General features: G+C 60.3%; 24 protein-coding genes and 2 pseudogenes. 14 read left to right on the forward strand and 12 right to left on the reverse strand.

The window, feature by feature from the left end:
- Nucleotides 1–144 precede the first annotated feature (144 nt).
- Nucleotides 145–462 carry a hypothetical protein gene (locus V2L32_RS04230; RefSeq protein ID WP_331235229.1) on the forward strand — a complete coding sequence of 106 codons (318 nt, stop codon included), beginning with the start codon at nucleotides 145–147 and terminating at the stop codon, nucleotides 460–462.
- Between the two features lie 82 nt (nucleotides 463–544).
- Nucleotides 545–760, forward strand: coding sequence for a HalOD1 output domain-containing protein (locus V2L32_RS04235; RefSeq protein WP_331235230.1), 216 nt, complete (start codon nucleotides 545–547; stop codon nucleotides 758–760).
- Between the two features lie 164 nt (nucleotides 761–924).
- Here the strand turns inward: V2L32_RS04235 and V2L32_RS04240 are convergent, their stop codons facing one another.
- Nucleotides 925–1,611 (reverse strand): bacterio-opsin activator domain-containing protein, encoded by a 687-nt coding sequence (locus V2L32_RS04240; RefSeq protein ID WP_331235231.1) that lies wholly within the window; start codon nucleotides 1,609–1,611, stop codon nucleotides 925–927.
- Nucleotides 1,612–1,747: 136 nt separating this feature from the next.
- Nucleotides 1,748–2,083: a DUF5789 family protein gene (locus tag V2L32_RS04245; RefSeq protein ID WP_331235232.1), complete on the reverse strand. Its 336-nt coding sequence runs from the start codon at nucleotides 2,081–2,083 to the stop codon at nucleotides 1,748–1,750.
- A 372-nt stretch (nucleotides 2,084–2,455) separates the two neighbouring features.
- Between V2L32_RS04245 and V2L32_RS04250 the strand changes: the two genes are divergently transcribed.
- Nucleotides 2,456–2,944 (forward strand): Lrp/AsnC family transcriptional regulator, encoded by a 489-nt coding sequence (locus V2L32_RS04250; protein ID WP_331235233.1) that lies wholly within the window; start codon nucleotides 2,456–2,458, stop codon nucleotides 2,942–2,944.
- 78 nt (nucleotides 2,945–3,022) lie between these two features.
- Nucleotides 3,023–3,274, forward strand: coding sequence for a HalOD1 output domain-containing protein (locus tag V2L32_RS04255; protein ID WP_331235234.1), 252 nt, complete (start codon nucleotides 3,023–3,025; stop codon nucleotides 3,272–3,274).
- A gap of 278 nt (nucleotides 3,275–3,552) precedes the next feature.
- Here the strand turns inward: V2L32_RS04255 and V2L32_RS04260 are convergent, their stop codons facing one another.
- Nucleotides 3,553–3,786 carry a site-specific integrase gene (locus V2L32_RS04260; protein WP_331235235.1) on the reverse strand — a complete coding sequence of 78 codons (234 nt, stop codon included), beginning with the start codon at nucleotides 3,784–3,786 and terminating at the stop codon, nucleotides 3,553–3,555.
- Nucleotides 3,787–4,566: 780 nt separating this feature from the next.
- Between V2L32_RS04260 and V2L32_RS04265 the strand changes: the two genes are divergently transcribed.
- Both V2L32_RS04265 and V2L32_RS04270 read left to right on the forward strand, forming a co-directional pair.
- Complete coding sequence (locus V2L32_RS04265) at nucleotides 4,567–4,908, forward strand: DUF7344 domain-containing protein (protein ID WP_331235236.1); 342 nt, start codon at nucleotides 4,567–4,569, stop codon at nucleotides 4,906–4,908.
- Between the two features lie 3 nt (nucleotides 4,909–4,911).
- Nucleotides 4,912–5,571 (forward strand): helix-turn-helix domain-containing protein, encoded by a 660-nt coding sequence (locus V2L32_RS04270; protein WP_331235237.1) that lies wholly within the window; start codon nucleotides 4,912–4,914, stop codon nucleotides 5,569–5,571.
- A 15-nt stretch (nucleotides 5,572–5,586) separates the two neighbouring features.
- On the opposite strand, the pseudogene V2L32_RS21100 reads toward V2L32_RS04270, so the two are convergent.
- The 3 genes and pseudogenes from V2L32_RS21100 to V2L32_RS04280 form a co-directional block, all read right to left on the reverse strand.
- Nucleotides 5,587–5,820, reverse strand: a pseudogene (locus V2L32_RS21100) (helix-turn-helix domain-containing protein); the annotation flags it as partial.
- Between the two features lie 373 nt (nucleotides 5,821–6,193).
- A complete protein-coding gene (locus V2L32_RS04275) occupies nucleotides 6,194–6,808 on the reverse strand; it encodes an FkbM family methyltransferase (protein ID WP_331235238.1) in 615 nt (204 codons plus the stop codon).
- Between the two features lie 330 nt (nucleotides 6,809–7,138).
- A complete protein-coding gene (locus V2L32_RS04280; RefSeq protein WP_331235239.1) occupies nucleotides 7,139–7,378 on the reverse strand; it encodes a heavy-metal-associated domain-containing protein in 240 nt (79 codons plus the stop codon).
- A 520-nt stretch (nucleotides 7,379–7,898) separates the two neighbouring features.
- Here V2L32_RS04280 and V2L32_RS04285 point away from each other — a divergent pair.
- Nucleotides 7,899–8,702, forward strand: coding sequence for a TrmB family transcriptional regulator (locus V2L32_RS04285; RefSeq protein ID WP_331235240.1), 804 nt, complete (start codon nucleotides 7,899–7,901; stop codon nucleotides 8,700–8,702).
- Between the two features lie 13 nt (nucleotides 8,703–8,715).
- On the opposite strand, the gene V2L32_RS04290 is transcribed toward V2L32_RS04285, so the two are convergent.
- Nucleotides 8,716–9,105, reverse strand: coding sequence for a HalOD1 output domain-containing protein (locus V2L32_RS04290; RefSeq protein WP_331235241.1), 390 nt, complete (start codon nucleotides 9,103–9,105; stop codon nucleotides 8,716–8,718).
- 579 nt (nucleotides 9,106–9,684) lie between these two features.
- Between V2L32_RS04290 and V2L32_RS04295 the strand changes: the two are divergent.
- From V2L32_RS04295 to V2L32_RS04305, 3 genes and pseudogenes are all read left to right on the forward strand, one after another.
- Nucleotides 9,685–10,035 (forward strand): annotated as a pseudogene (locus V2L32_RS04295) (succinylglutamate desuccinylase); the annotation flags it as partial.
- Between the two features lie 72 nt (nucleotides 10,036–10,107).
- The gene (locus V2L32_RS04300) at nucleotides 10,108–10,536 is read left to right on the forward strand and encodes a hypothetical protein (RefSeq protein WP_331236658.1); all 429 of its coding nucleotides are present in this window, start codon (nucleotides 10,108–10,110) and stop codon (nucleotides 10,534–10,536) included.
- A 501-nt stretch (nucleotides 10,537–11,037) separates the two neighbouring features.
- Nucleotides 11,038–11,808, forward strand: a complete 771-nt coding sequence (locus tag V2L32_RS04305) for an MBL fold metallo-hydrolase (protein ID WP_331235242.1) — start codon at nucleotides 11,038–11,040, stop codon at nucleotides 11,806–11,808.
- Between the two features lie 378 nt (nucleotides 11,809–12,186).
- Here V2L32_RS04305 and V2L32_RS04310 read toward each other — a convergent pair whose 3' ends face one another.
- From V2L32_RS04310 to V2L32_RS04325, 4 genes are all read right to left on the reverse strand, one after another.
- Nucleotides 12,187–12,663 (reverse strand): tyrosine-type recombinase/integrase, encoded by a 477-nt coding sequence (locus tag V2L32_RS04310; protein ID WP_331236582.1) that lies wholly within the window; start codon nucleotides 12,661–12,663, stop codon nucleotides 12,187–12,189.
- A 353-nt stretch (nucleotides 12,664–13,016) separates the two neighbouring features.
- Nucleotides 13,017–13,736, reverse strand: coding sequence for a DUF2270 domain-containing protein (locus V2L32_RS04315; RefSeq protein WP_331235243.1), 720 nt, complete (start codon nucleotides 13,734–13,736; stop codon nucleotides 13,017–13,019).
- A 266-nt stretch (nucleotides 13,737–14,002) separates the two neighbouring features.
- Nucleotides 14,003–14,809, reverse strand: coding sequence for a DUF7124 domain-containing protein (locus V2L32_RS04320; protein ID WP_331235244.1), 807 nt, complete (start codon nucleotides 14,807–14,809; stop codon nucleotides 14,003–14,005).
- The gene (locus V2L32_RS04325) at nucleotides 14,802–16,601 is read right to left on the reverse strand and encodes an aldehyde ferredoxin oxidoreductase family protein (RefSeq protein ID WP_331235245.1); all 1,800 of its coding nucleotides are present in this window, start codon (nucleotides 16,599–16,601) and stop codon (nucleotides 14,802–14,804) included. Before V2L32_RS04325 ends, V2L32_RS04320 begins: the two co-directional genes overlap by 8 nt.
- Before the next feature lie 159 nt (nucleotides 16,602–16,760).
- Here V2L32_RS04325 and V2L32_RS04330 point away from each other — a divergent pair, with 159 nt between their 5' ends.
- Genes V2L32_RS04330 through V2L32_RS04345 form a run of 4 tightly spaced genes read left to right on the forward strand, consistent with a single transcriptional unit; the run spans nucleotide 16,761 to nucleotide 22,184 of the window.
- Nucleotides 16,761–19,760 carry a molybdopterin-dependent oxidoreductase gene (locus V2L32_RS04330; RefSeq protein WP_331235246.1) on the forward strand — a complete coding sequence of 1,000 codons (3,000 nt, stop codon included), beginning with the start codon at nucleotides 16,761–16,763 and terminating at the stop codon, nucleotides 19,758–19,760.
- 9 nt (nucleotides 19,761–19,769) lie between these two features.
- Nucleotides 19,770–20,375, forward strand: coding sequence for a 4Fe-4S dicluster domain-containing protein (locus V2L32_RS04335; protein ID WP_331235247.1), 606 nt, complete (start codon nucleotides 19,770–19,772; stop codon nucleotides 20,373–20,375).
- The gene (locus tag V2L32_RS04340) at nucleotides 20,372–21,490 is read left to right on the forward strand and encodes a dehydrogenase (protein ID WP_331235248.1); all 1,119 of its coding nucleotides are present in this window, start codon (nucleotides 20,372–20,374) and stop codon (nucleotides 21,488–21,490) included. Before V2L32_RS04335 ends, V2L32_RS04340 begins: the two co-directional genes overlap by 4 nt.
- A gap of 52 nt (nucleotides 21,491–21,542) precedes the next feature.
- Nucleotides 21,543–22,184, forward strand: a complete 642-nt coding sequence (locus tag V2L32_RS04345) for a TorD/DmsD family molecular chaperone (RefSeq protein WP_331235249.1) — start codon at nucleotides 21,543–21,545, stop codon at nucleotides 22,182–22,184.
- Nucleotides 22,185–22,193: 9 nt separating this feature from the next.
- Here the strand turns inward: V2L32_RS04345 and V2L32_RS04350 are convergent, their stop codons facing one another.
- Complete coding sequence (locus V2L32_RS04350; protein WP_331235251.1) at nucleotides 22,194–23,906, reverse strand: ammonium transporter; 1,713 nt, start codon at nucleotides 23,904–23,906, stop codon at nucleotides 22,194–22,196.
- Nucleotides 23,907–24,069: the final 163 nt, after the last annotated feature.

Here is a 24,069-nt window from a genome sequence, read left to right on the forward strand (position 1 = left end):
GAGGTAGTGAACTCATCACTGGAGACGAACCATTCGCGGCATGTAAAATAATTCGTGGTAGACATCCAGATATGAACCTCCATTCTATTAAATTGCCACTAAATTATTACAAGTATTTAAGAGTCCTGGGGCCGTAACGAATAAGTGAACAATCAAACCATCGACTCACACCCGAGAGAAAGTAAAATCTCGTCCAACGGTACAGAGCCGGAATCAACTGGTCTTGGGAGCTCCGACTGGAAGATTCGATTCGTTGATATCGACGGTACAGAAGGGAGAATCACGAACTCGAAAACCGTTATCTACGACGGAGCCTACAGAGATGAAGTTCGGTCGTTTCTGAATGAAAAACGGGGAAGCTACCTTTCAGACACCGATCAAAGCCATCTCCTCATAGACCTCTACGCGTCACTTCCTCTCAAAGAGATCGAAGCCCAGCAAACCACGGTGGAGGAACACTAGCCTACCTGCTATGGTGATTGATTCTGATCCCACAGACAGCGAGGCACAGCTAATCGAGTACGCCCGCCGAACGGACGTCCCGATGAGTACCGAGTTGGTGGGCGCGATTACTGAAATCGACGGCAGAAAGCCGACAGAAATCGATCCGATTGGGTGGTCGATCGATCTAGATGCAGTCGATGCACTCACCGTAGATGAAAACGATGACCTTCGTATTACGTTCTCTACGAACGGGTATCAGGTGCAGATCGAGGGCTCACGTCGAATCCTCGTTCGAAAAGCCTCTCAGGAAGACTGAAGACTGCTACATATTCGCGGCCACTAATAGGGATCATCGTAGAAGTTCATAGATTTCCCAATTCGGGACCGAGAGACGGGGTCAGTTGATCGGCCACCGAGATCTCTGGGTGGCTACGATGATCCCTATGAATGGATGGATCGTGTCTATCGCTCAAAAGCCCGCTATCTCACTTGCGTCAGTAGTTCTGCGGAATCGTCCTGTTCGGACCTCACGAGGAGCGTGTTCGAATTGAGCGTGTGCTGTCCTCGTCGAAGTCGCTCCGAGAGCGACTGATGCGAGATCTCCATCTTCTCGGATAGATCCATGAGGGTAGCCTCTCGTGGGACTCTGTAGAAGCCGCGTTCGGTCGCGAGTGTGAGTGCCTCCGTTTGCTCCTCGGTCAGACCGAACCGGCCTGATCGCTTGTCGCTCATCTCGTAGATCGCGGCTACCGTGAGTGACATACCCTTGTCGTTCGCATACTTGAAGGTCTCCGAAACGGACGTTCGGGTTGGAAAGAGTACTCGTACGCTCCATCTATCGGACGTTGCATCCGCCGAGAGGACCGTCCCCTCGTATTCGACTAGTATTGTCATCAAGAAGTGAATGTTCTCGGTCCAGTTCATCCGATAGAGAAGCCACTCCTCCGTCTCGCTTATCCGCTCGAACGCTTCGACACTCGGATCCGTCTCGAGTGCCCGATCGAACGCCTCGAAATCGTCACATTCGACCCAGACGTACGGCATCACCGACCCTTCAGCCTGAGCAACGACACGCTCGATATCGAGTTCGATCCCGTCTCGCTCCGTGAGCGTCTGACTCATCGCGAAATCCTCGAGAGAGATCTCGAACTCAGCGATCGTTGCCATGGATTCCGGACACAGGCAAGTCGGAAATGGATATGGTAGACATTCAAACAGGTGAAGAGGGTGATCAAAGTGGAGATCTGTTGTAGGATGAAGATGCTCTGATATATTGGCTTAGCGAGTTTTGTGTGAGTGGTCATCACTTCCGATGTATCAGTTCTAGAATCTCGTTTCGGGCGTCATCGGCGGTATCGAAGGTCTCGGCGTCGCTTGTAGCGAGTACCTCGTCGAGAGATGTCCACCCCTCCTGTGTTTCGACCTCCCGGTCGCCATATGCGCTGATCAATTCATCCGATGTCGTCGGATAGTCATGGGCATCAAGTATCCTATCGAGCGTCCCGAGCTCTCTGTCTGGATCGTCGTGTATCGGTTCAGCTTCATCGCCTCGTTCGCGCGCCTCCTTGAGCTCGCGTTCTCGCTGACGTTGGTGCTCGTTATCGGCTTGCTTGTCACGGCCTCGTTTGTTGTCTGCCATCCATTACCCTAAAAGAGCAAGCGGGTTAACGGTGTGGTTGGAATCGGCCCAACCACCAAGCTTCTCTGCTAACCCGCGTTACAGTATCGATTCCGTCATTATGTCTTCTGTAGTAATCGATCCAGGATGGTGGAAAACAGAGTATATGATCCGCGGTCGATTCAGGCGACGTTCTGTACACGATGTAACGTTAGGATTACCTCAGGTGTGTTTGGGACGAAGAAACGGGGAATGCACCTGTGAACTAAGCATTGTTATTTTTATCATGTCACATATGAACCTGTTTCCAATTCAACACGCTATATTTAGACGCAGTCAGCGTCTGTTGATTACGCGGGAAAGCATCTTTTGGCTCGGCCGTTAACGGTACATATGGCTCCCGATGAGATCGACAATGTAGACAAAGGAATCATCTACCTGCTGCAGCAGGACGCCCGGAAGCGAACAGTCGCCGATATCGGTGAACAGGTCGGTGTCTCCTCCAGCACGGTCACCAATCGGATTGAGAGGCTACAAGAGCAGGGCGTTATCAAGGGGTATCACACAATCGTTGACTACACGAAAGCTGGACTCAGTCATCATCTGCTTGTAACTGCGACAGTCCCTATTCCAGAGAGAGAAGAACTAGCGAATGAAATTATGGACATATCCGGTGTCGTAAGCGTGCGGGAATTGTTATCAAACGTAGCGAATCTGTCGTTAGAACTGGTTGGGCACAGCCAAGAAGACATAGAGGAGAGCCTTACAGAACTGGATGCGCGGGGTGTTCATATAGAACGTGTAGAGATAATGAAACAGGAACGAGCCCAACCGTACAATCACTTTGGCCAAGAATTCGCTGAGGAGGATGATGTTGGTTGATTTCCAGACCGGTTTAAGTACCGCTGGTTATTGTTTAATATTCGACATGTTTAAGAAGGTCGGTAGGCTATAGGAGATATGAGCACTATTACGGCCGAAGTAGCTGATGAAAGTTATATCACTCAGGCAGTAATTGGGTCGATTGCCGAAGCAGAAGGAACCGATCCGCTTGAACTCACTCCCCCTCTGTATGAAGTCATAGATCTCAGCGCTCTGGAGAGCCTCTTCACCGACGGCAAGACACTTGGAAAGGTCGTTTTCAACTACAACGATTACGAGGTCAGCGTGTTCTCTGATGGGTATATTTCGGTTGAAAACAACGGTGTATAACTGAATTCGATCTTCTGTAGCACATTATTGATGGATCGCCCTCTTGCGATTTTGCTCGCAGATCACTGAATCGAGAACTGGCTAAAGAGCTGGTCACTCAACTGATTGTGGTTCTCCGTTTGAGCCGACGATCCGGATCAACAATCTCCGCTAGAAGAGCGAACTGAATTTACTTACTGGTTGCCTTGGTTGAGCTGGTCAGATTAGAGCGCAATCGTATGCTGGAGTCAATCTCTCGATACAGTACTGAGTGATTTGCCAGCACACCGATTATTGGGCTATCGGTGATGAGCTCGTCGGAGGGCATCAGCGGTTGCAGTCCCGGAAATCCGGATGTACTTCTGGGCTGTTGCAAGGTCGCTCCACCCCATCAGTGCTTGGAGTAGGACGGGGGCGACGCCTTTGTACGCGTGGTGGCTGGCCGCGGTAGCACGCAGGCAGTGCGGATAGATACGACCAGTGGGTCGACTGTCGGCGACTTCCTGGACGCGTCGGTTGATCGTTGACCGCAACCGTGGGAAGCCATCGTTGCGATTCGCAAACCGCTCGACACAGAGCTCAATCCGCAGCGATAGGTCGAAGGGAATTGATCGAGCTGAGGCGACGGTCTTGGGGTGCTAACGGGAGGCGATGGCGTCGGCTTCAGTGAGCACGTCGTTATGGGCAGCTTCTTGCCGGGCCTGTCGCTAGCAGTATCCACACTCACAGGGCTCATGCCTTGGGATGCGGATGAGCTTACGATTCCAATCCACCAAGCGATCCGGAAGTGCGCGATTTCGCCGGCCCGAAGACCGAGGCGATCACTGAGCAGACAGATGAACCGCGCCTCAAAGTCCCTCGGGGCCGGTAGGTCCCAACAGGCCTCCAGTAGGAGGTCGAACTCGCGGTCGTTCAGAACATCCTCGTGGGAGTGACGGGTGGTCAACGCCTGACGATGCCGGTCAGCCCATTCATCATTCGACGTTTGGTGATGGTCCATCCAACCCTGACGAGGGGTCAGGAACAAGGTAGTCCCGTCAGAATGTCGGCAACAAATAGCATACGTCCTGCATAGAGGGCGCGTATCACGCAGTCAAATTAACGATACATAGTAACTCCATCTTCGTAATTATCGTCGGGGTTGGACATTCGAAGAATTCCTGAATGGGTTTGCATAGATCCTGATAGGGCCTCTTGACAAATCCTCTCAGCGAGGTCGTCATAGCTATCAAGTGGTGTCACTCACTTAATGAAAAGCCCAGTCCGTGTGAAAATGTCGTACGGTGATGTAGGCAGAGGCCTTATGAGGTACCATGTCAGCCACCGATCTCGACGTGTGTCTCGAACTGGTAGCCGATCGACGCCGACGGAATCTCATTCATCAGCTCCGGCACAATGGCAACGGACTGACGACGATCGATACCCTGGTCGACCGATTGGACCGGGGGGAACAAGGTGTCAGTAAGGACCGGCCCCCGAATCGAGAGGAACTCGCCATCCAGGTGTACCATACCCACCTACCCAAGCTAGCCGATCACGGCGTCGTCGAATACGATCCCGAACGCGGAACCGTTCAGTATCTGTCCGACGAGCGACTCGAAGCCGTTGTGGACTCGCTCCCAGGGAAGTGCCGCGACCGGAGCCGTAACTCCTAGACCATGGTCACGATAGTAGAACTCCAAATCCCAGCAACGGAGACACTGTTCGCGGAAGCCGTCGAGTGTGAACCATCTCTCGAACTGGAACTCGAACAGGTAGTAATGACGACGGGAATCCCGCTTCGAATCCGAGGACCGTCGAGAGAAGACGTAGAGAGGGCTCTCAGTTCGACGAGGTCTATCGAAAGATACGATCTGATCTCGAATCACGACAAAGAGTGGATCTACTCGATCCAGTGTGAGGAGGACTTTCAGATCTTGTCGTGGATCGTCGAGACAGGGGGAACGGTCCTCACAGCCACGCTTTCGGATGGGATCTGGTCGGTTCGATTGCGCTATACCGATCACGATAACGTCGAGGAGACAGTAAATCAGGTAAAGAGAAACGGTATAGAGATAGATATTACCGCGATCAGGAACATTTCAGGAGACGATCAAACTGAGGCCGGCCTCACGGATGAACAGTACGAAGCACTCAAGGTAGCGGTCGAATACGGCTATTTCGAGATTCCCCGACGGACTACTCTGATGGAGCTATCGGAACATCTCGATATCTCACATCAATCCCTTTCAGAGCGGCTCCGTCGCGCACAGAAAGGGTTACTGGCCACGAATTTACCCCAAGCAGGTACGGCTTCGGCTTCGGAAAGGGCCATCTAGTGTCGCTTCAGACCTGAATTGCTTGGGCGACGATCGGAGAACGTCCATCGGCCCACGGTCGTGCAATTCGTCGATGGCGTCGTACGCCCTGGTACGGGGCACCTCGGACACTTGGCTCACATCCCTCGCTGTTCCCGATCCAAGGCTTGCAAGTGCCACGTATGTCCGGGCGACATAGGTACTCAGCCCAAAGTGCTCGAGCTGCTCGATCGCAACGGACTGTGGGTCTTCGGAAGTATCGTTACTCATCTATCTGGTGGGTGTCGGCCCCGCTCGAACCCATCACGCGAGGTGGCGGGTCAGCACGCAAACAGTAATGTGGTTGGGACCATTCGTGTTCAGTTAACACTACCAGTAATATTCGTCGGTCAGGCCTTGCGCCAAACTCACCAGGTGAAAGGCCGATTTCGGCCGTTTTATCCACCCGGTCAGAGCACGAGACTCGGCAATTTGCCACACAGGGTCTTAACCGGACACAAATGGATCGGTGAGGTAAGCGTGTTTTCTACAACGACATTGCCGCACTGTTTAGCCTCTCAGAAGACCTTCACTGACGGACGGTGCAAAACACTCGCACTTCGTATCCAGAGCGGTCGATGCCCGCCGAAACAAAGACGGATCGCTACCTTTTCCGTGCCTTGATCATGAACTCCCTGTCGCGATCGATCAGTCGGCGCGACTCGAACCTGAGTCGCTCCAGCGTACCCTCTATATCGGACGGCACACCGCCATAATCCTCGACGGAGCGGCGACGCTCGCTCGATCGGTGGACCTCACAGTAGACGAGCCGGCAGCGATCGTCCACAAGCGCCTCTTCCATTCCCTCGATGACGAGTCCTTCAGCACCCTCGACGTCTATCTTGACGACCGTTGGTGGCGGGATGTCGTCGTTTGCGATCAGTTCGTTCCCGGTTCGAGTTGGGACAGTTATCGCACTCTCTCCGGGATCGGTTGCGAGCGACGCTTTCCCATCCCATTCCGTACGCGAGAACCACTGGTTGTCGAACTGCGCGGTGCCGGAGTCGTTCGATAGCGCACAGTCCAGCACGAAAGGGTTGGCGTCATTGTACGCGAGATTGGTTCGAAGCCGCGTTAGATTATCCGGCAACGGTTCGAAGGCGACGACCTGGTCCTCGGGCAGGACGTTGACGGCGAAACAACTGTAGAGCCCAATGTGCGCGCCGACATCCCAGAACACATCATCGGACTCGAACTCTGAGAGAACATCCTCAAGCATCGGTGACTCAAGCCGGAGAGATCGGTGAACGGTGCTCGCTTCGTCGGCAGTGCGGGTCGGAAACGTGGCGTTGACGCCATCAACTGTGACCGTCTGGGACCGACGAACGACCCAGTATGCATCGACCAGCCGCTTCGAAACGCGTCGCCTCCCCTTAACTCTCAAACTGCGTGCACCCTCATTACGAATGATCTGTATGGGACGGCGACCTACCCCCATAGATGAGTAGTCAACGAGATGCCGGATAAGTCTGAGTGGTTTCTCTCATCGCGTTCTAGATAGAGATCTATAAGCTACGAAAGCGATTCAATTTATTAGTTAATCTCTCAACTATTCGGTATTGGAGGTTTCATACCCCAATTCTCGGATACTGATCATAATCCGCTCTTCGGCGAGTAAATCAACATCGTAATTGATGTTCGCTTCACCGCTTTCCTGGTCGATTTCCGTTCCCAATATCCCATCTACCTCCTCTAACGTTTCCTTGATAGCGTTCACATCGTCTTCGGATTCGATCCCCTGTATGACGAACGACGCATTTCCTACAGCCATGATCCTGACTGTCCTCATACGCGCAAACGACATAACGGCTCGTGTCTTGATTAGTAGTGATGTAGGTCCAGTCGTGTTCAGTAAAGGTCATGAGTCCCGAATTGTCGGGTTTCGGACTCCGACCCAAGTTGTTCAAATGGTCAGTTTCTCCCTCTAAGCTGATCGGTCCGGACTAACGTGTTACCTACGAATATTACTGGCAGTGTTATCCGAACACGAATGGGGTAGAACACAGCACCGAGTCGCGTGCTGGTAGAGTGATTGACCTCCGCCGCGTATATCGGTATTTTGATTAATCGAGTGACCCTGGATATCGTCCCTACAACCGGTTTGACTACACTTGATAGTCCTATTCAAATGTTGTCACTGGAATTATCACGGGTGGTAGTAGCCGTTCAGCGATTCGTTATCGACTTTCGCCACTCATCGATCGTGGCATACCTATCCTTACTTCGGGGTATGGGAGGAGTCCCAATACCTATCCGCCACGGTGCGCTATCTCGAGTTAATTCCTGGGCTATCCAGGAGGTTGGGACAGATGGATACGAACGCGAATTTGGAGGAAGCGATCGAGGTCCTTCAGCAACTCGGCTTGAAGGAGTACGAGGCGCGATGCTTCGTAGGGTTGTCACGCCTGCACAACGGGACGGCAAAGCAGCTCAGCGAGATGACCGATGTTCCGCGAACGCGGATCTACGACGCGATCCGGGTGCTGGAGGCACAAGGGCTGGTTGAGATTCAACATTCGAGTCCCCAGCAGTTTCGCGCCGTTCCGCTCGAGGAAGCGACCGAGACGCTCCGCGACCAGTACGAGGCCCGGGTCGAACGGCTTCACGATGCCCTGGACACGGTCGAGATCGTCGATACGGACGACGAGGAACCAGTCCAGCAGGTCTGGGCGATGTCCGGACGGGATGCGATCGAAAATCGGACGAACGACCTGATCGGGAAGGCCACGGACGAGATCGTACTCGTCATCGGCGATGACTTACTCATGACACCGGACCTCGTGGACGCCCTCAACGAAGTCAGTAATGGAGCGGACCTGCTCGTCGGTGCGTTGAGCGATTCGCTCCAAGACGAGATTCAAATGGCTGTGCCCGACGCCACGACATTCATCTCGGGGCTCGAGTGGTTGCACGGTGAGAACGCTACAATGGACGATACGGCGATCGGTCGACTCCTCCTGATCGATCGATCGACGATCCTAGTGAGTTCGATCATACCCGACACCAAGAAGGAACAGGCGGTCTTCGGGGAGGGATTCGGGAACGGCCTCGTCGTGATCGCCCGTCGTCTCATGGCTCAGGGGCTATTACTCGCTCGTGATCCGGGTCCGTAATCCCCCGGGATCGTCACCTGACAGAACTACTCTCTTCTTCACTTCCGCTCGTGTCACAGAGACGGGTTTCGAGTAACTGAAGTGTGAGATATTCTCCGTTGTCGATGGTGATTCGACACGTGCTATAGACGAACGAGAGTCGGCCTCCAATACGTGGCGTCCCATCACACCGGCAGGCGAACAAGACATCCAACGCTTCCGTATTGATGACGTTCGTCAGCGGTTGGAGGGACTGTGGTTTACGGCCTTCAACTGCGCCCACCGCCCGCACTACGGCCGTGCTCACTGTTTCGTCCGTACCTATCTCGTACTCCACATTGTGGTATAGCGCTGGAGAAGTAAACACGTATTGTATTTCACTCGAATAATCAAAACAACACTCGACCGAGCGTCGAGAGTTCACTGTACGTTGTTCGCGTGTAACGATTGATGCTAGAAGTATCCGCGGTGGTGGTTAATCGAGACGTGTTGATTCTCCGTTTGATCGGGAAAGCGGTGCGTGATGTTAAAGGGCAAACGGGTAGAAGATCACGGGGGCTACGCAGTTCTATCGGTCGGATTTTCAGTGCAAATGGATTGAAAGAAGTGAGCCCCACATGCTGAATAGAGCCTCTAAGTCTTGCACGCCCGTTCTGCCAGCTGCTGGATAAATCACGTGCAACGTGCAAGATACACAACGCGTATCTTGTACCAAATTCTAAACAAACCGAGACAGTCGAATCGGTTCGTATTGGTCACGAGTGGAGACAGAGTTCAGTGGGGGTGACAGTGACGCTTTCGTGAACGCCAGGGGAGACATATGTGCTTAAACCAGAATCGGTCGATCGATTGTACCAACGAGGTAAACTCGTCGGGATTTGTCGACTTTGTCAAGCAGGCATTGGCCGGTGCATAGAGATTACCGGAGAGCTCCATCACGACCTCCCGGACCGATCTGCCGGGATGTCTTTACCCGTTTCCACCCATATGTTACGGTTGTAGTATGACGGATGACTTCGGTCCACTCGACGTGACTATTCGCGGTCCAGGAGAGCCCGAGGTCGTGGTTGTCGGCGGTGTCCACGGCAGCGAAAAAAGCGGCGTTCGAGCGGTACGCCGCCTGTGGGAGGCCGACCTCGATCTCCAACGGGGTGTCGCGTTCGTGCTCGCCAATCCGGCTGCGATCGAAGCCGGCGAGCGCTACCTCGATTCGGATCTCAACCGCGTATTCCCCGGCGACCCGAACGGGGATCGAGAGGAGCGGATCGCGGCCCACCTCTGTGAGTTCGTCGAAGGTCGTACCACGCTCTCGCTGCACGGTACCGAGGCCAAACCGACGCCGTTCGCACTCATACACAGCGCCCAGGAGCGCGAGTTTGAACTGGCCGCGGGGCTGCCCGTGCCGCACGTCGTCGATCACTGGGGGGTGAACGAGCAGACGATCACGACGTGCGGCTTCAGCGTCGAGATCGAACTCGCCTCGGAAGACTCAGAGGAAGCTGCCGCAGCCGCCGAATATCAGGCTTGCGCGTTCCTCAAGCGAGTGGACGCACTCCCCGGCGATCCGCCCGATGCCGATCCGGACTTCTTCCACATGGGCGACCCCGTTCCCAAGGACGCCGAGCGCTCCTACGAGCTATACGTCGAGAACTTCGAACACGTTTCCGCAGGAACTGTCTACGCGAGTGTGGACGGGCAAGATCTGATCGCCGACGAGTCGTTTTGGCCGATCATGATGTCCGAGCACGGCTCGCCAGACCTCCTCGGCTACAAGGGACGTAAGATCGGCGAATCGCTCGAGGATATCAAAGACACGTGGCTCGGCGACGACCGAGAACCGCGAAATTCTGAGTGAAGCCGGCGAACAACAGTCAGTGGTATGTCTCTACGCTGGATATCTGTAAATGCTTTACACTGGTTCGGATACGCATTTCGAACCGTTACTTCTGTAGCTGTCGTATTCTGCTACTTCGTAGAGTTTCTTTGCGTATTCAGCGATGGTATCACATCGTTCAGACATATCTACGGCATCTGTATCGGGTTGTTGAGACCGGGCAGCCGTTCTCCAAGACTGAGTGGGTACCTAGCTCGTCCTCCTGCTGAATTCTCCCTCTGTATCGGTCACGTCGTTTCTGACATTAGTCTGGGGACTCATCGAATGAGTGCTGCATACACAGTGCGCCGTTCAGCAGTTACTCCCTGTTCAGCCCGTGCAGATTCGTCACCAGATGACACTATGTGAGTGTGTCACAACGGTACTAAGGGTGATACATCTCATGGCAGAAGTAACACCACCAGACACAGACGAGGAAACGGAAATTCATCGAACTATTTCGGATGATGAGGTGAAAGAACGATGAGAATCCCCTGGAACATAGAATCCCGACTCAGGGAAGAGCACGTGGCCACGGAAGTGGCCGATGGTGTCTACCAGCTCTGTTCAACCATGACCAATATGTACCTTATCGAGGACGATGGCGGACTGACATTGGTCGATGCGGGAGTACCTGCTCACATGGAACTGCTGCAGGCCGGGCTCGAACGAATTGGGGCCGAAATAGCCGACATTGAGGCGTTAATTCTAACGCACGTAGATCCGGATCATATAGGACTGGCTGAACCACTTCGCAAGGAGGGAATCCCCGTTTGGGTCCCCGAAGATGGGTACGAAGCAGCGTTGGAAGGCTTAGGCAAGCCACCTATCGGATTCTACTTCTTCATGTGGCGACCCGCTTATGCGCGATTTATCCGCGCTCTGATGCAGGATGGCATGCTCGACGTGGAACCGATTACTGAGGCCCACACGTTCACGGACGGTCAGGTATTGGACGTCCCCGGTCGGCCTGAGGTGATCCAAACACCCGGACATAGGAAGGAGCACTGTTCGTTCTGGTTGGAGAACTCTCGAATCCTCTTCGCTGGCGACGCGCTATTAACGTTTGATATAATGAGTGGGAAGGCCGTGGATCCCGAGCCCGTGCGGGGAGGGGATCTGTTTAACTTTGATAAAGGGCAACAAACGGACTCCGCACGAAAACTGGCCACGCTCGGCCAAGTCACCCTGCTCCCTGGACATGTCGATCCATGGGTGGGAGATGTCGGGGAGCTTCATTCTCCACCTGATTAATGACCTCGCTCTAGACAAGAAATTTGTTTCCCTACATGGCTAAATCAGAGTTGTGGAATGACGCGCTGTTTCGTCACCCGGTATGAAACATTTTTCCAATACGTATTAGAAGTCGCGATGTTTGAACCCTCTACATCTCGCACTGGTTTAGCAGAAGCTTGGTGGGGTTGTCACGACTGAAGTGATAATCTCGGGCAGTTTCTCCATGCTGCCCCCGATAGGTCTATCGTATGTATCGGTATGTTTGGCGTGAGGCATACGCCCCCTGTACACATCAGACTGTTTGTGACAGTCTAATACCAAGAGAATACCAGCCTGCAACATTCACACTCTGTATCGGGCACGCAGTTCCAAAAAGAAATTTGATTCGAGGAGCGCCTACCGGTGGTGGACTCGACGCAGCGCATCAGCGGTTGCCGTGCCCGAGATACGGATGTACTTCTGAGCAGTCGCCAGATCGCTCCATCCCAGTAGCGCCTGTAGCGGTAGGGGTGCGACGCCTTTGTACGCGTGATAGCTGGCGGCGGTCGCTCGCAGACAATGTGGGCAGACGCGACCAGCGATGTCAGCTTCGTCGGCTGCCGCTTGCACACGTCTATCGATCGTTGTCCGTGAGCGTGGGAATTCGTCGTACCGGGCAGCAAAACGTTCGAAACACAACTCAAGCCGAAGCGAGAGGTCGAACAGAATAAGTCGAGCCGAGGCTACCGTCTTCGGGTGCCACCGGGATGCGACGGTATCAGTGACGAACAGGTCGTCATTGTGTGCGGCCCCTTGGCGAGCTTGCCGACAGCAGTATCCACACCGACACGGTTCGTGCTGGGGTGTTCGAATCGTTCGCCGGTTCCAATTCACCCACGCAGTCTGAAAATGTGCGATCTCGCCTGCCCACAATCCGAGTCAACCTGCGGCGAGACAAATGAATCGAGCCTCGAAGTCGTCTGGTTCGGAAAGTTCTGAGCATGCTTCCAGTAAGAGTTCGAATTTCCGATCTGTGAGCACATCCTGGTGAGTGTGCCGGGTGGTCAGTGTCCCTCGGTACCGGTCGGCCCACTCAGTAGCAGGTTGGTTGTGGTGAGACACCAACAATCGTCTTCGTGCTATTGAGATGGGAGTATCGTCCGGTGGTGCTGTATAGAAAGCACGAATGTGGCACGAGGCTCAGCCCAATTTGCGAAGGTAGTGATCGTTCAATACAGAGAACGGATCTATCGGTCTGTCCCTTTCCAGTCGTCCGGGTCCCCTTCACGGAATTCACCCTTGGCATGGCGCTCGCGGGGCCAGAAGCTGACGCCCAGCAGTACGACGTAGAACACACCCACAACGCTAACCACAGCAATCCCGGGGATACGGGCGATTCCAGCGGTTGTCAGCCAGTCTTGGCGCGGCGCGAACGCTGTAATCCTGAAGACCCACGCGACCAATAGAACACTAAGCAGAGCAAGGTACACACGCCGGAGCCGGTTTACGAGTGCTTCGTATAACGAGACTTTCAGCGTCGGCCTGCGATAGTCCTTGCTCAGTTCCGCTCGCCAGTCATGACTTTCAGTGCCTTGGGACGGATCGAGGGCGTTTGCGAACAGGTTCTCTTGGATGACTCGAGCACGAGAGCGAAAGACATCGTAGTCCCGGTACCGCCGTGCTTCGATGCCCAGAAAGATGGTGACGACAACGATCCCGATCAGTAAGATGTAGTGTGGGTTATCGGTACTCGAAAACGCCCACGTCAAGATTGCTGCCATCAGCGTCACCGCCCACGTCGTCGTCTCGTCGAGGCGCTGGCGCCACGTCCCCACTCGGTCTATCTCTCCGCGATAGGCGTGGGCCATCACCGAACCGAGTCCCGTACTGTCGTCAACCATTTCGCGGCCGATCTCCCGTTGGTCTGGTGCAGTTGGGTCGAACTCGTCGCTACTCGAATCGGTCATAGAGGAGAGACATCTCCTCGCTCCATAAGCAGTTATGGTGACAGCGTAATCTGAGTGTCATCTACTGGGGAACATCGAACAGTACGCACCCACAATGATCGGCTGATTCAACGCAATCCGACCGAAACAAACGAAGTGACCTTGCTAAATAGATGCTCTCTATTCATCACCCAAATTGGAATCGGTTACCGATTCGTGCAAACAGAACATTATAAAGACTTCCGCTCATCCCTCCCCTCGTTTCAATGACACAGTCGCTGCTGGAATCACTCCTCGTGTTCGATCGTCCAGCCGGCCTTCTCCGCAGCCTCCGCGAGGGGGACGAACTCCCAGCCCGCGGCCTCGGCGATCGGCTCGTCGCTCACCGCCCCCACGAGCACCATCCGCTCGGCGTAGAACATCGTCTCGGGCGTCACATCGGCGAGCCGTCTCTCGGGACCGTCCTCCGAGCCGCCGAAGAAGTCGATCTCGAGGCCCTCCCTTCGCTGGAACCCCTTGATCGCCGGTGTGGAGACTTTCCCGACGACACCGATCCAGTCCGCCCAGCCGCGGGCGTCGGCGATCACGAACCGGGGGTCGGAAAGCCGGTTGAGCGCCTCGTAGGTGATCGCGAGCGTCATCTCGCTCGCCGCCCCGGTGTCGTCAGCGCTCGATGAGGTGGATTCGGACGGTTCGGCCGCCGAATCGCCCCCAGAAGAACTCCCCGCCCCAGCGCCGCCCTGCTCCGCGGGCAGCCCCACCGGACCGGTCGGGATACGCGGAATTCCCGGTGGCCGTTCGGAACTCTCGGGCCCACTCCCGCTCGTCTCGGAGGTGTCCTCCGGACCCTCGTCCTCCTGCGTCTCAGCCCCGTCGTCCGAGGTCTCGCCGGCCTCGTCCGTTCCACCGCCCGGGCCGTCTATCGGTTCCTCCGGTCCCTCGTCGGCCGGCTCCCTCTCCGAGGACGACCAGACGGGTTCCGGTTCGTCCTCCGGGTCGCCCTCGCCGCGCCAGAGCCAGTCGCCGTGGTTCGCCTCCGACTCCTCGTCGGGCTCCTCGACGTCCATCTCGTCGAGGTCGATGCTGTCAGCCATCCTCCGTCACCCCCGATGATCGATCATCCTCGTTCGTCCCCCTCGCACCCTCCCCGTCGGTGAGGTGGTCCAGATCGAGCCGCAGGAGGAGGTCGTCCGTCGGCCGACCCTCCCGGTCCCAGCCGCGGAGGGAGTAGTACGCGTCGAGCAGCCGCCCGAACGACGCCCGATCGACGACGCTTCCCGCATCCGCCTCGCCGTCGAGCGGCTCGGTCAGCGCCGCCGGGAGTTCGTCGTCGTGCCTCGAAAAGCCCTCGCGGACGTTGAACAGACGGACGAGCGTCCAGATCCGTTCCCCGACGAGGGCGAGCTCCTCGGCGTCGTGGTCGTGCCCGACGGCCGAGAGCCACTCGACACAGCGCTCGCCGCGGAACGTCTCCTCGAGGAAGTCGTCGGCGATCAGGCTCCAGAGCAACGCCCGGCGGTTCTGTTCGGCGATCACTGCCCCGACGCGCTCTTCGGGGCTACGAGTCTCGCCCGAGACCGCCTCGACCTCGACCGGCCGGGCGCGGCGGTGACAGCCGCCCCGGTCGCTCGTGGCATACGCCAGCGCCATCGTCTCGGTGCGTCGGGGGTCGTACGAGGAGAGCTCCATCCCCTTCACCGTCGGGATCAGCCCCTCGCCGCCGAAGCGCTCGGCGGCGCTCTTGACGCCGTCGGCGAGTGCGTCGCCGAGCGGCGTCGACCGGTCGGCGATCTCCTCGATCAGCGTCCGGGCGGCCGTCTCGTCGCCGAATCCGATCTCGCGATCGATCAGCCCCCGCTCGCTCGCGCGGGCGGCCCACGCGACCGCGTTGCCCGCGGTGATCACGTCCAGGGCGAGCCGATCGCAGACCGCGCCGAGCGTCGCGACCGCGTCGAAGTCGTCGATACCGAGGCCTGCACCGAGGACGATCGGCGTCGCCCCCCGGGGAACGCTCTCGCCCTCGTCGGTGTCGACCCGGAACCCGCCCGGGACGGCGTCCTCGGGCCGTTCCCGGCCGACGGCCGCCTCGCGGACCCGCTCGATGCCGATCCCCGAGGTTCCCTCGAAGCGACCCTCCTGCCAGCCGCGGGTCGGGAGTGCTCCCACCTCGTTGGCGAAGTCGACCGTCTCCAGCGTGTCGCTCGCGGCCAGCCACCGCCCGGCGTCGCTCCCGGCGAACGTCTCCTCGGTACGCTCGCGCAGGTCGACCAGCCCCTCCGGCTCGGGGCCGCGAGCGACGACTGCCTTCAGGTTCTTCGAACCCATCACCGCGCCCGCGCCGCCGCGGCCCGCGTGGTGGTCGCCGCCGTCGGAGGCGATCGTCGCGTAGGCCACGCCGTTCTCCCCCGCGGGCCCGATACAGGCCACCGCGCTCACCGGAAACCGCTCACACGTCTCCGCGGCGTCGAGCCCCCGAAGATCGTCGGCGGGTTCGATCGTCACCCCGTCGTCGCTCGCGTGGAGTGCGACCGGTTCGTCGGCCGCGCCCGTGACAAGCACGTCCAGGTGGCTCGGGAGCGACCCCGCCAGCCGACCGGGGAACGAGCCGCCGCCGTAGGAGTCGAGGAACGCGCCGGTGAGCGGCGACTTCGTGATCGCCGCGTAGCGCTGCTCGCCGGGGGTGTAGCCGGTCAGCGGGCCGAGCACGAAGAGGAGAGCGTTCGACGGGGCCAGCGGATCGGTTCCCGCGTCGATCTCGTCGTAGAGGGTGCGAGCGCCGAGTCCCTTCCCCCCGACGAACCGATCGAGCCACTCGGGAGGGATGGCTTCGCTTCTCACGCGCCCCGTGGAGAGGTCGACCCGTAACAGCCGGTCCCTGGTGGGCATCCTACACCTCCTGACGGACCGAGGGGGGTAAACGTCACGGTACGCGAGGGCGGGCCACGCGTATTCGGGGTAAATAGTACCGGGTGGTTGAACACTGTACAACAGAACGAATTATAGTCTAACGGAACTTTTTTAAGGAGATACCACGCTTGCCAATATATGTCAGGGTCAATCATCGACCTCGACCGACGTGGGTTCCTCAAGGTCGGTGCCGCGGGGGCGCTCGCGACGGCCGTCGGGGGCCGGACGCTCCTCAAGCGCGCGGAGGCACAGGACGACGATGACGGCCCGGTCGACCCGGGGGCGGGCGAGGAGCTGGTGAAGACCGTCTGCACGCACTGCTCGGTCGGCTGTGGGCTGAAGATGCGCGTCGAGGAGGACACGATCGTCGGCCAGGAGACCTGGGACGACAACCCGGTCAACATGGGCGGGCTCTGCTCGAAGGGCTCCGCGCTCACCCAGACCGAGAACTCCCCTCAGCGGCTGAAAGAGCCGTTAAAGCTCGAAGACGGCGAGTGGGTCCGGATGGACTGGGACGAGATCTTAGAGGAGATCACGGGCCGTCTGAACGAGATCCGCGAGGAGACGGGGCCACACTCGACGTTCTGGTGTGGGTCGGCGTGTCACTCGAACGAGGCGGCGTACCTGATCCGGAAGCTGTCGGCGCTCTACGGCACGAACAACATCGACCACCAGGCACGGATCTGTCACTCGACGACGGTGACGGGGATCGCGAACACCTGGGGCGTCGGCGCGATGACGAACAACGCCAACGACATGCGGAACGTCGACGTGAACCTGATCATCGGGCACAACCCGCTCGAGAGCCACCCGGTGGCGTGGCAGCACTTCCAGGAAGCCCAGCGACGCGGCGGCGAACACATCGTCGCCGAGCCCCGGTACACGAAGACCGCAGCCGCCGCCGACGACTACTACCAGTTCCGCTCGGGCACCGACGTCGCCTTCATCTACGGACTGATCTACCACATCGTCTTCAACCTCGAAGCGCACGACGAGGAGTTCATCGAGAGCCGCGTGATGGTCCCCACCTGGGAGGAGTTCAGGGACGAGGTCCTGCCCGACTACGACCTGGAGACGGTCTCGGACATCACCGGCACGTCCGTCGAGGACTTAGAGGAGCTCGCAGAGCGCCTGGCCGACGCCGAGGTGAGCTGCGTCGAGTGGGCGATGGGCGGCACCCAGCACAACAACGCGACCGGAAACGTCCGCGCGTACGCGATGTTGAACCTGACGCTCGGCCACGCCGCACAGTCCGGCGGCGGCACGCCGATCTTCCGCGGCCACGACAACGTCCAGGGCGCGACGGACCTCGGCGTCGACGCGAGCCAGACGCCCGGCTACTACGGGCTCGGGCCGACCGCCTGGGAGCACTGGGCGAACGTCTGGTCGGAGACCCAGAGCACCTCCGGCGAGATCAACTACGACGAGCTGGTCGATCGGTTCCACTCGACGGAGCTGATGGAGAAGAACGGCTTCACGGTCGCGCGGTGGTTCGAGGGCGTCCTAGACGACGAGTGGGAGCTGTACAACGCCGGCGACAGCCTCCGGGCGGCGGTCTTCTGGGGCCACGGCCTCGGCTCGCTCAGCGAGTACAAGAAGGTCCGACGGGCGGTCAACGAGCTCGACTTCATCGTCAACGTCGACGTCTTCCCGAACCAGGTCGCGGAGCTGGCGGAGGCGGACACGGACGTCTACATGCTGCCGGCGGCGACGAACCTGGAGGAGGCGGGCAGCGTCACCAACACCGGCCGGAGCGTCCAGTGGCGGTACAAGGCGGTCGAGCCGAAGCACAACGCCCGCGAGGACTGGAAACTGATGTGCGATTTCGCCGAGTACCTCGGCTTCGGCGAGCACTTCGACTACGACGAGGTCGAGGACGTTACCCGGGAGATCAACCTCGGGGTGCGCTCGATCGGCTACATCGGCCAGACACCCGAGCGGCTGAAGGCGCACATGGAGAACTCGGAGCTGTTCGACCCCGAGGACCTCCGGGCAGACCTCGACGGGGAGGAGGAGGTGAACGGGGTCAGGGACGGCGACTTCTACGGCCTGCCGTGGCCGTGCTGGCACGACGAACACCCCGGGACGCCGATCCTCTACGACGCCTCGCTTCACCCGTCGGAGGGCGGGATGGACTTCCGGGCGAACTGGTGGAGCGAGGAGGACCCGGACGTCGCTCCGGAGGACCAGCTCAGAAATCCCTTCGAGCCGGAGTGGTGGGACGGCGAGGTCGAGGGCGTCCCGCAGTACCCGCTGTTCTCGACGGTACTGCCGGACCCCGAGACCCCGGCCGCGGCGACGATCCCGATGGAGTACGCCGAGGACGAGGAGCGATCCGTCTACGACACCGCGCAGGCGCTCGCCGAGGAGGGCTACGACGTCGACGTCGAGCAGTACGAGGAGTTCGACAACCCCCAGCCCGACGCGGTGTGGGGCCGCGGTCGTGCCCGGATGAAGGCCTGGAACCTGGAGGACCAGATACCGGTCCACCGCGAGCCGGCGGTCACCCCCAGGCCGGACCTCGCGGAGACGTTCCCGTGTAACGAACGCGTCGAGGACCACTGGCGGGTCGAACTCGACAACTTGGGCGTCCAGGAGGCGAACATCGACGCGGTCGAGGAGCTCGTCGAGATGGGCGACGTCGACCCGATGGTGCTCACCTCGGGTCGACAGGTCGAACACACCGGCGCGGGCGCGAAGACCCGGAGCACGCTCGGGACCGCCTCGCGCTCGCCGATGATGTACCTCGAGATCCACCCGGAGGTCGGCGAGGAGCTCGGCGTCGACGAGGGCGACTGGATCGTCGTCACGACGCCGCACGCGGAGATGGTCGTCCAGGCGCGGCCGACCGGGCGCGTCCCGCGCGACCACGCGTTCGCGCCGTACCACTGGAGCGGAATCCTCGAGGGGGAGAAGCTAACGGGCAACTACGAGGGCGAACTCGACGGGCTGGCGCCGCTGGTGATCGGCGAGTCGATCAACGCCGGAACCGCCCCCGCCTACGACCGGGAGACGCAGATGCAGGAGACGAAGTCGACGCTCTGTAACGTCCGGGTGGCGGAGACCGACGAGATCCCGGAACTCTCGGAGACGCAGCTCGCGTGGCAGGAACAGCGGATGACGCGGCACAAGCGATAGGAGACACGAATGAGCACACAAGAATCCAGCGGACCGGCGCGGGTGGTTCCCAACTGGGAGTCGTGTATCGACTGTGGCGCCTGCGAGGTCGCCTGCCAGCGGACGTGGAACCTCCCGCCGGAGAGCGACCGGATCAAGGTCGTCGCCATGGCCCACGGTACCGAGGACGAGACGAACAAGCCGATGCAGTGTTACAACTGCTCGGAGGCGCCCTGCGTCGAGGTCTGTCCGACCGAAGCGCTGTTCTTCCGCGACGACGGCACCGTCCGGGTGAGCGGGGACATGTGTATTGGCTGTCATTACTGTGGTGTCGGCTGTCCGTTCGGCGCGCCGCAGTACCCGGACGCGGAGGTGCCCGAGGCGGCCGAGTCCGAGCCGGTCGGTGCCCGAGGCAACGGGCTGATGGACAAGTGTACGACCTGCGAGCCGCGACAGGAACATGACCTCGAACCGGCCTGTGCCTCCGAGTGTCCGACCGACGCGCTGCTCTACGGCACGCCTGACGAGCTCTCGGAGAAGCTCGCCGAAGACGGCGTCTCGACCCCGTTCAACGACGAGGCGGCACGGATAGTCTTCGGGGACGACGCCGACGCGGTGATGGGGGAGGGGCCATGACAGCGGAGATCGTCTTCAACGAACCGATAACGGAGTGGGGCTGGAAGGTCGGCGTCTACGTCGCGCTCATCGGGATCGCTGGCGGGGCGTACCTCGCTGGCTACGCCGCCGACGTCGTCTCGTACCGGAGGGGCTCGGCCGGCCACGGGGCGATCGCGAAGTGGGCCTACCTCGTCGGCCTCGGCGGCCTGGTGATCGGCCCGCCGATCCTGTTGAGCCACCTCGCGACCCCCCTCAGGGCGATGCTCATCCCGCTCACGATGACGAACCTCGGCTCGTGGATGACCATCGGGGCGTACATGCTCGGCGGGCTGGGGATCGGGAGCACGCTGATGTTCCTCTGGCTCGCGTTCGGGACCGAGCGACCGCACGCCCGTGCGGCCGGGCGGGAGTCTGCGGTCGCGGACGGCGGTCGCGACGTCGCCTCCGACGGCGGCCCCGCACGGGCGGCGACCGGCGACCGGACCGTCGGCGGGTTCCGCGGCGTCGCCGACCGCGTCGGCCTCCTGGGAGCCGTCGATTCGGTCGCCGACGTCACCCGGCCGTCCGAGAAGACCCGACTCCTACTCGGTGCGCTGTTCGGGGTCTTCGCCGCGGGCGTCCTCCTCTACTCGGCGATGGCCTACGGGGAGGGCTCCGCCCAGCGCGTCGCGCTCTGGGAGAAGACGTTCCTCGTCCCGGTCCAGATCTTCAGCGGGCTCGGCGTCGGACTGGTCACCGCACTCGCGCTCGCGGCGGTCTTCGACCGCACACCGGGTGCCGTCCTTCGAACGTACGCGACCGCGGCCGTCGGCCTGCTCGGGGCGACCGCGCTCGCGCTCGCGGCGACCGTGGTGCTCTTGCCCGGGCAGCGTCCGGCGGCGACCGCCGGCGTCGAGAACCTCCTCGGGACGCACGCCCTCGCGTTCGTCGGCGTGAGCGTCGTGCTCGGGCTGCTCGTCCCGGTCGCCCTGCTCGTCGCCGCCGTTCTCGGCGAACGGCGCGGGTCGCTCTCGGAGACGGCGGTCGTCTCGTCGTACGTGACCGCGGCGGCGCTCGCCACTGTCGGGAAGGTGACGCTCGCGATCACCTACCTCATGGCCGCGGAGTTCGCCCCGATGCCGCTGCCGGTGTAGCCGACTCGATCCAACCGATTTACCCCCGCAGGCCCAGTACCCGACTACGATAATGACGCGTACGGACGACACGACGACCGAACTCGCGGACCTCTACGCCTTCGTCTCCGGCGTGGTCGCCGACCCGCCGGACGAGGCGGCGATCGAGCGTCTCGCCGCCGAACCGTTTCCCGCCGACGCGCGGCCGCAGGCGCTCGAGAACGGCTTTCGGTTGCTAGAACAGTGGCGGACCGGCGTCGACGATCCGGCGACGGCCGCCGACGAGCTCAGACGGGCGCACACCAAGCTGTTCGTCGGTCCCCGGCCGAAGATGCAGGCGTACGAGTCGTGGTACGCCGACGACTACCTGGGCAAGCCGCTCGCGGCGGTCAAGGCCAGCTACCGCGACCTCGAGATCCACCCGTCGGCAGAGCTCAGGGAGGAGGGCGATCACGCAGCCGTCGAACTCGCCGCGCTGGAGATACTCGCGCGCGATGGGGACGACGAGCACCGCCGGGCGTTCCTCGCGGCACACGGCTGGTGGCTGCCGAAGCTCGCCGACGACGTCCGGGAGCTGGCCGAGGGCCCGTTCTACGAGGGCGTGGGCTGGCTGATCGATGGCCTCGTCGAGATAGACACCTACCTGCTCAGCCTCGATTCGGACGAGCTCTCGCCGGGCTACGACCGGTCCTCCGCTACCACCAGCGGCGGGTGAGAGAAGAGGTCAGACCGCTTCGATGCCGCTCTCGCCGGTCCGGACCTGGAGCGCCCCCTCGACCGGGATGACGAAGACCTTGCCGTCGCCGGGTTCACCGGTCGACGCCGCCTCGCGGATCGCCGCCGCGACCTCGGTCGCGGGGACCTCCGCGACGACGCACTCGACTTTCACCTTCTGGTGGAGGTCGACGACGTACTCCTCGCCGCGCCACTGGCCCTTCTTCGCGGCCTGGCTCCCCCTGCCCGAGACGTTCGTCACGGTGAGCGAGGGCGCGCCGACCTCCGCGAGCGCGGTCTTCACGGCCGCGAGCTTCTCCGGCCGGATGATCGCGGTGACCATCTTGATCGCGGCACCGCCGTCGGCGACGTAGCTCTCGAAGCCGCCGTCGGTCCGGTAGCGCCCGCCGTCGGTGACGACCTCCGGCGAGGCGAACTCGGGGTAGGTGTCGACGCCGTGTTCGGTCACGTCGAGGCCGTCGCGCTCGTCTTCGGGCGTCACACGGGCCTGTCCGACCGCCTTGAACGCGCCCCAGACGGCGGCGGTCGCGGCCACGGTCCATATCGTGATGACGGCGACGCCGACGATCTGTGGGGCGAACGCGCCCGCCTCGATCGAGAGGATCCCGCCGGCGACGACGCTCCCGCCGATCACCGCTGCACCCTCAGCGTTCGACCAGAGCGGGAAGAGGATCAGTCCGAGCATCCCCGCGCTCCCGTGGACCGGGAAGACCGCACAGACGTCGTCGATCTTCAACCGTTTCTCGACGAACCGGAAGACGATCGGGAGCTGTGCGCCCGCGATGAACCCGATCGCCAGCGCGCCCATCGGGGTGAGGAGGTCGGTCGGCCCGGTGACGCCGACGAGGCCCGCGAGCATCCCGTTCGCGACGTAGAGCGTATCGACTTTCCCGTTCAGGTAGAGCGAGACCGCCGACGCACCGAGCGCACCCATCCCCATCCCGAGCGCGGTGACCATCGCGACGCTTCCGACGTAGGCGAAGTCGGCGAGTTCGGCGCCCGCGTCGCCGATCTCGACGACCGTCGCGGCCGTCCCGACGTTGAAGCCGAACCAGCCGAAACAGAGGATCAGAGTCCCCAGCACCGCGAACGTCATCGAGTGACCGGGGATGACGTTCGTGGAGCCGTCCTCGCCGTACTTGTCGATCCGGGAACCGAGGATCCAGGCCGCCGTGAGGCCGGCGACACCGCCGACGCCGTGGACGACCATCCCGCCCGCGAAGTCCTGAAAGCCGAGCACCGCGAGCAGCGGCGTCCCGCCCGGAGCGTACCAGACGAGCGCCGCGACGACCGGGTAGATCACCGCGGCGAGCGCGAACGTGTACGTGACGTACGCGCGGAGTTTCGCACGACCGGCGACCGCACCGGAGACGATCGTCGCGGCGGTCATCGCGAAGACCGCACTAAAGAGCCACATCGTCCAGTCGAACGACTCCGCCCCGAACATCGTCAGCGAGGTCGCCTCGCCACCGCCGAGCGCCGCCCCGACGTTGTTCGAGACGCCCATTCCCACGAGGAAGAAGACGACGATGCCGACCGCCCAGGTCAGCATGTTCTTCGTCAGCTGGTTCGCGACGTTCTTCGATCTGACCTGCCCGGCCTCGAGCATCGCGAAACCGGCGTGCATGAAGAAAATGAGGAACGTGACCGTCAGCGCCCACATCAGGTTCAGCCCCTCCGCCAGCGTCGCGAGGTCGCTCATGCGCCCACCTCGCGATCCGCGATCGATGGTCTCCCCGCTACCCCTGGCGTGTCCTTCGTTGTCATTCCGCTCACAGCCACCACGGCGCGTTCGGGAGACATAGCCTTTCGTACGTACATGTCGATATTCTCCGGCATCGTACGGCCATACCGGGTACTGTTCG

The sequence above is a fragment of the Halalkalicoccus sp. CGA53 genome, from assembly GCF_036429475.1.
GTDB classification, from domain to species: Archaea; Halobacteriota; Halobacteria; order Halobacteriales; family Halalkalicoccaceae; genus Natronorarus; species Natronorarus salvus.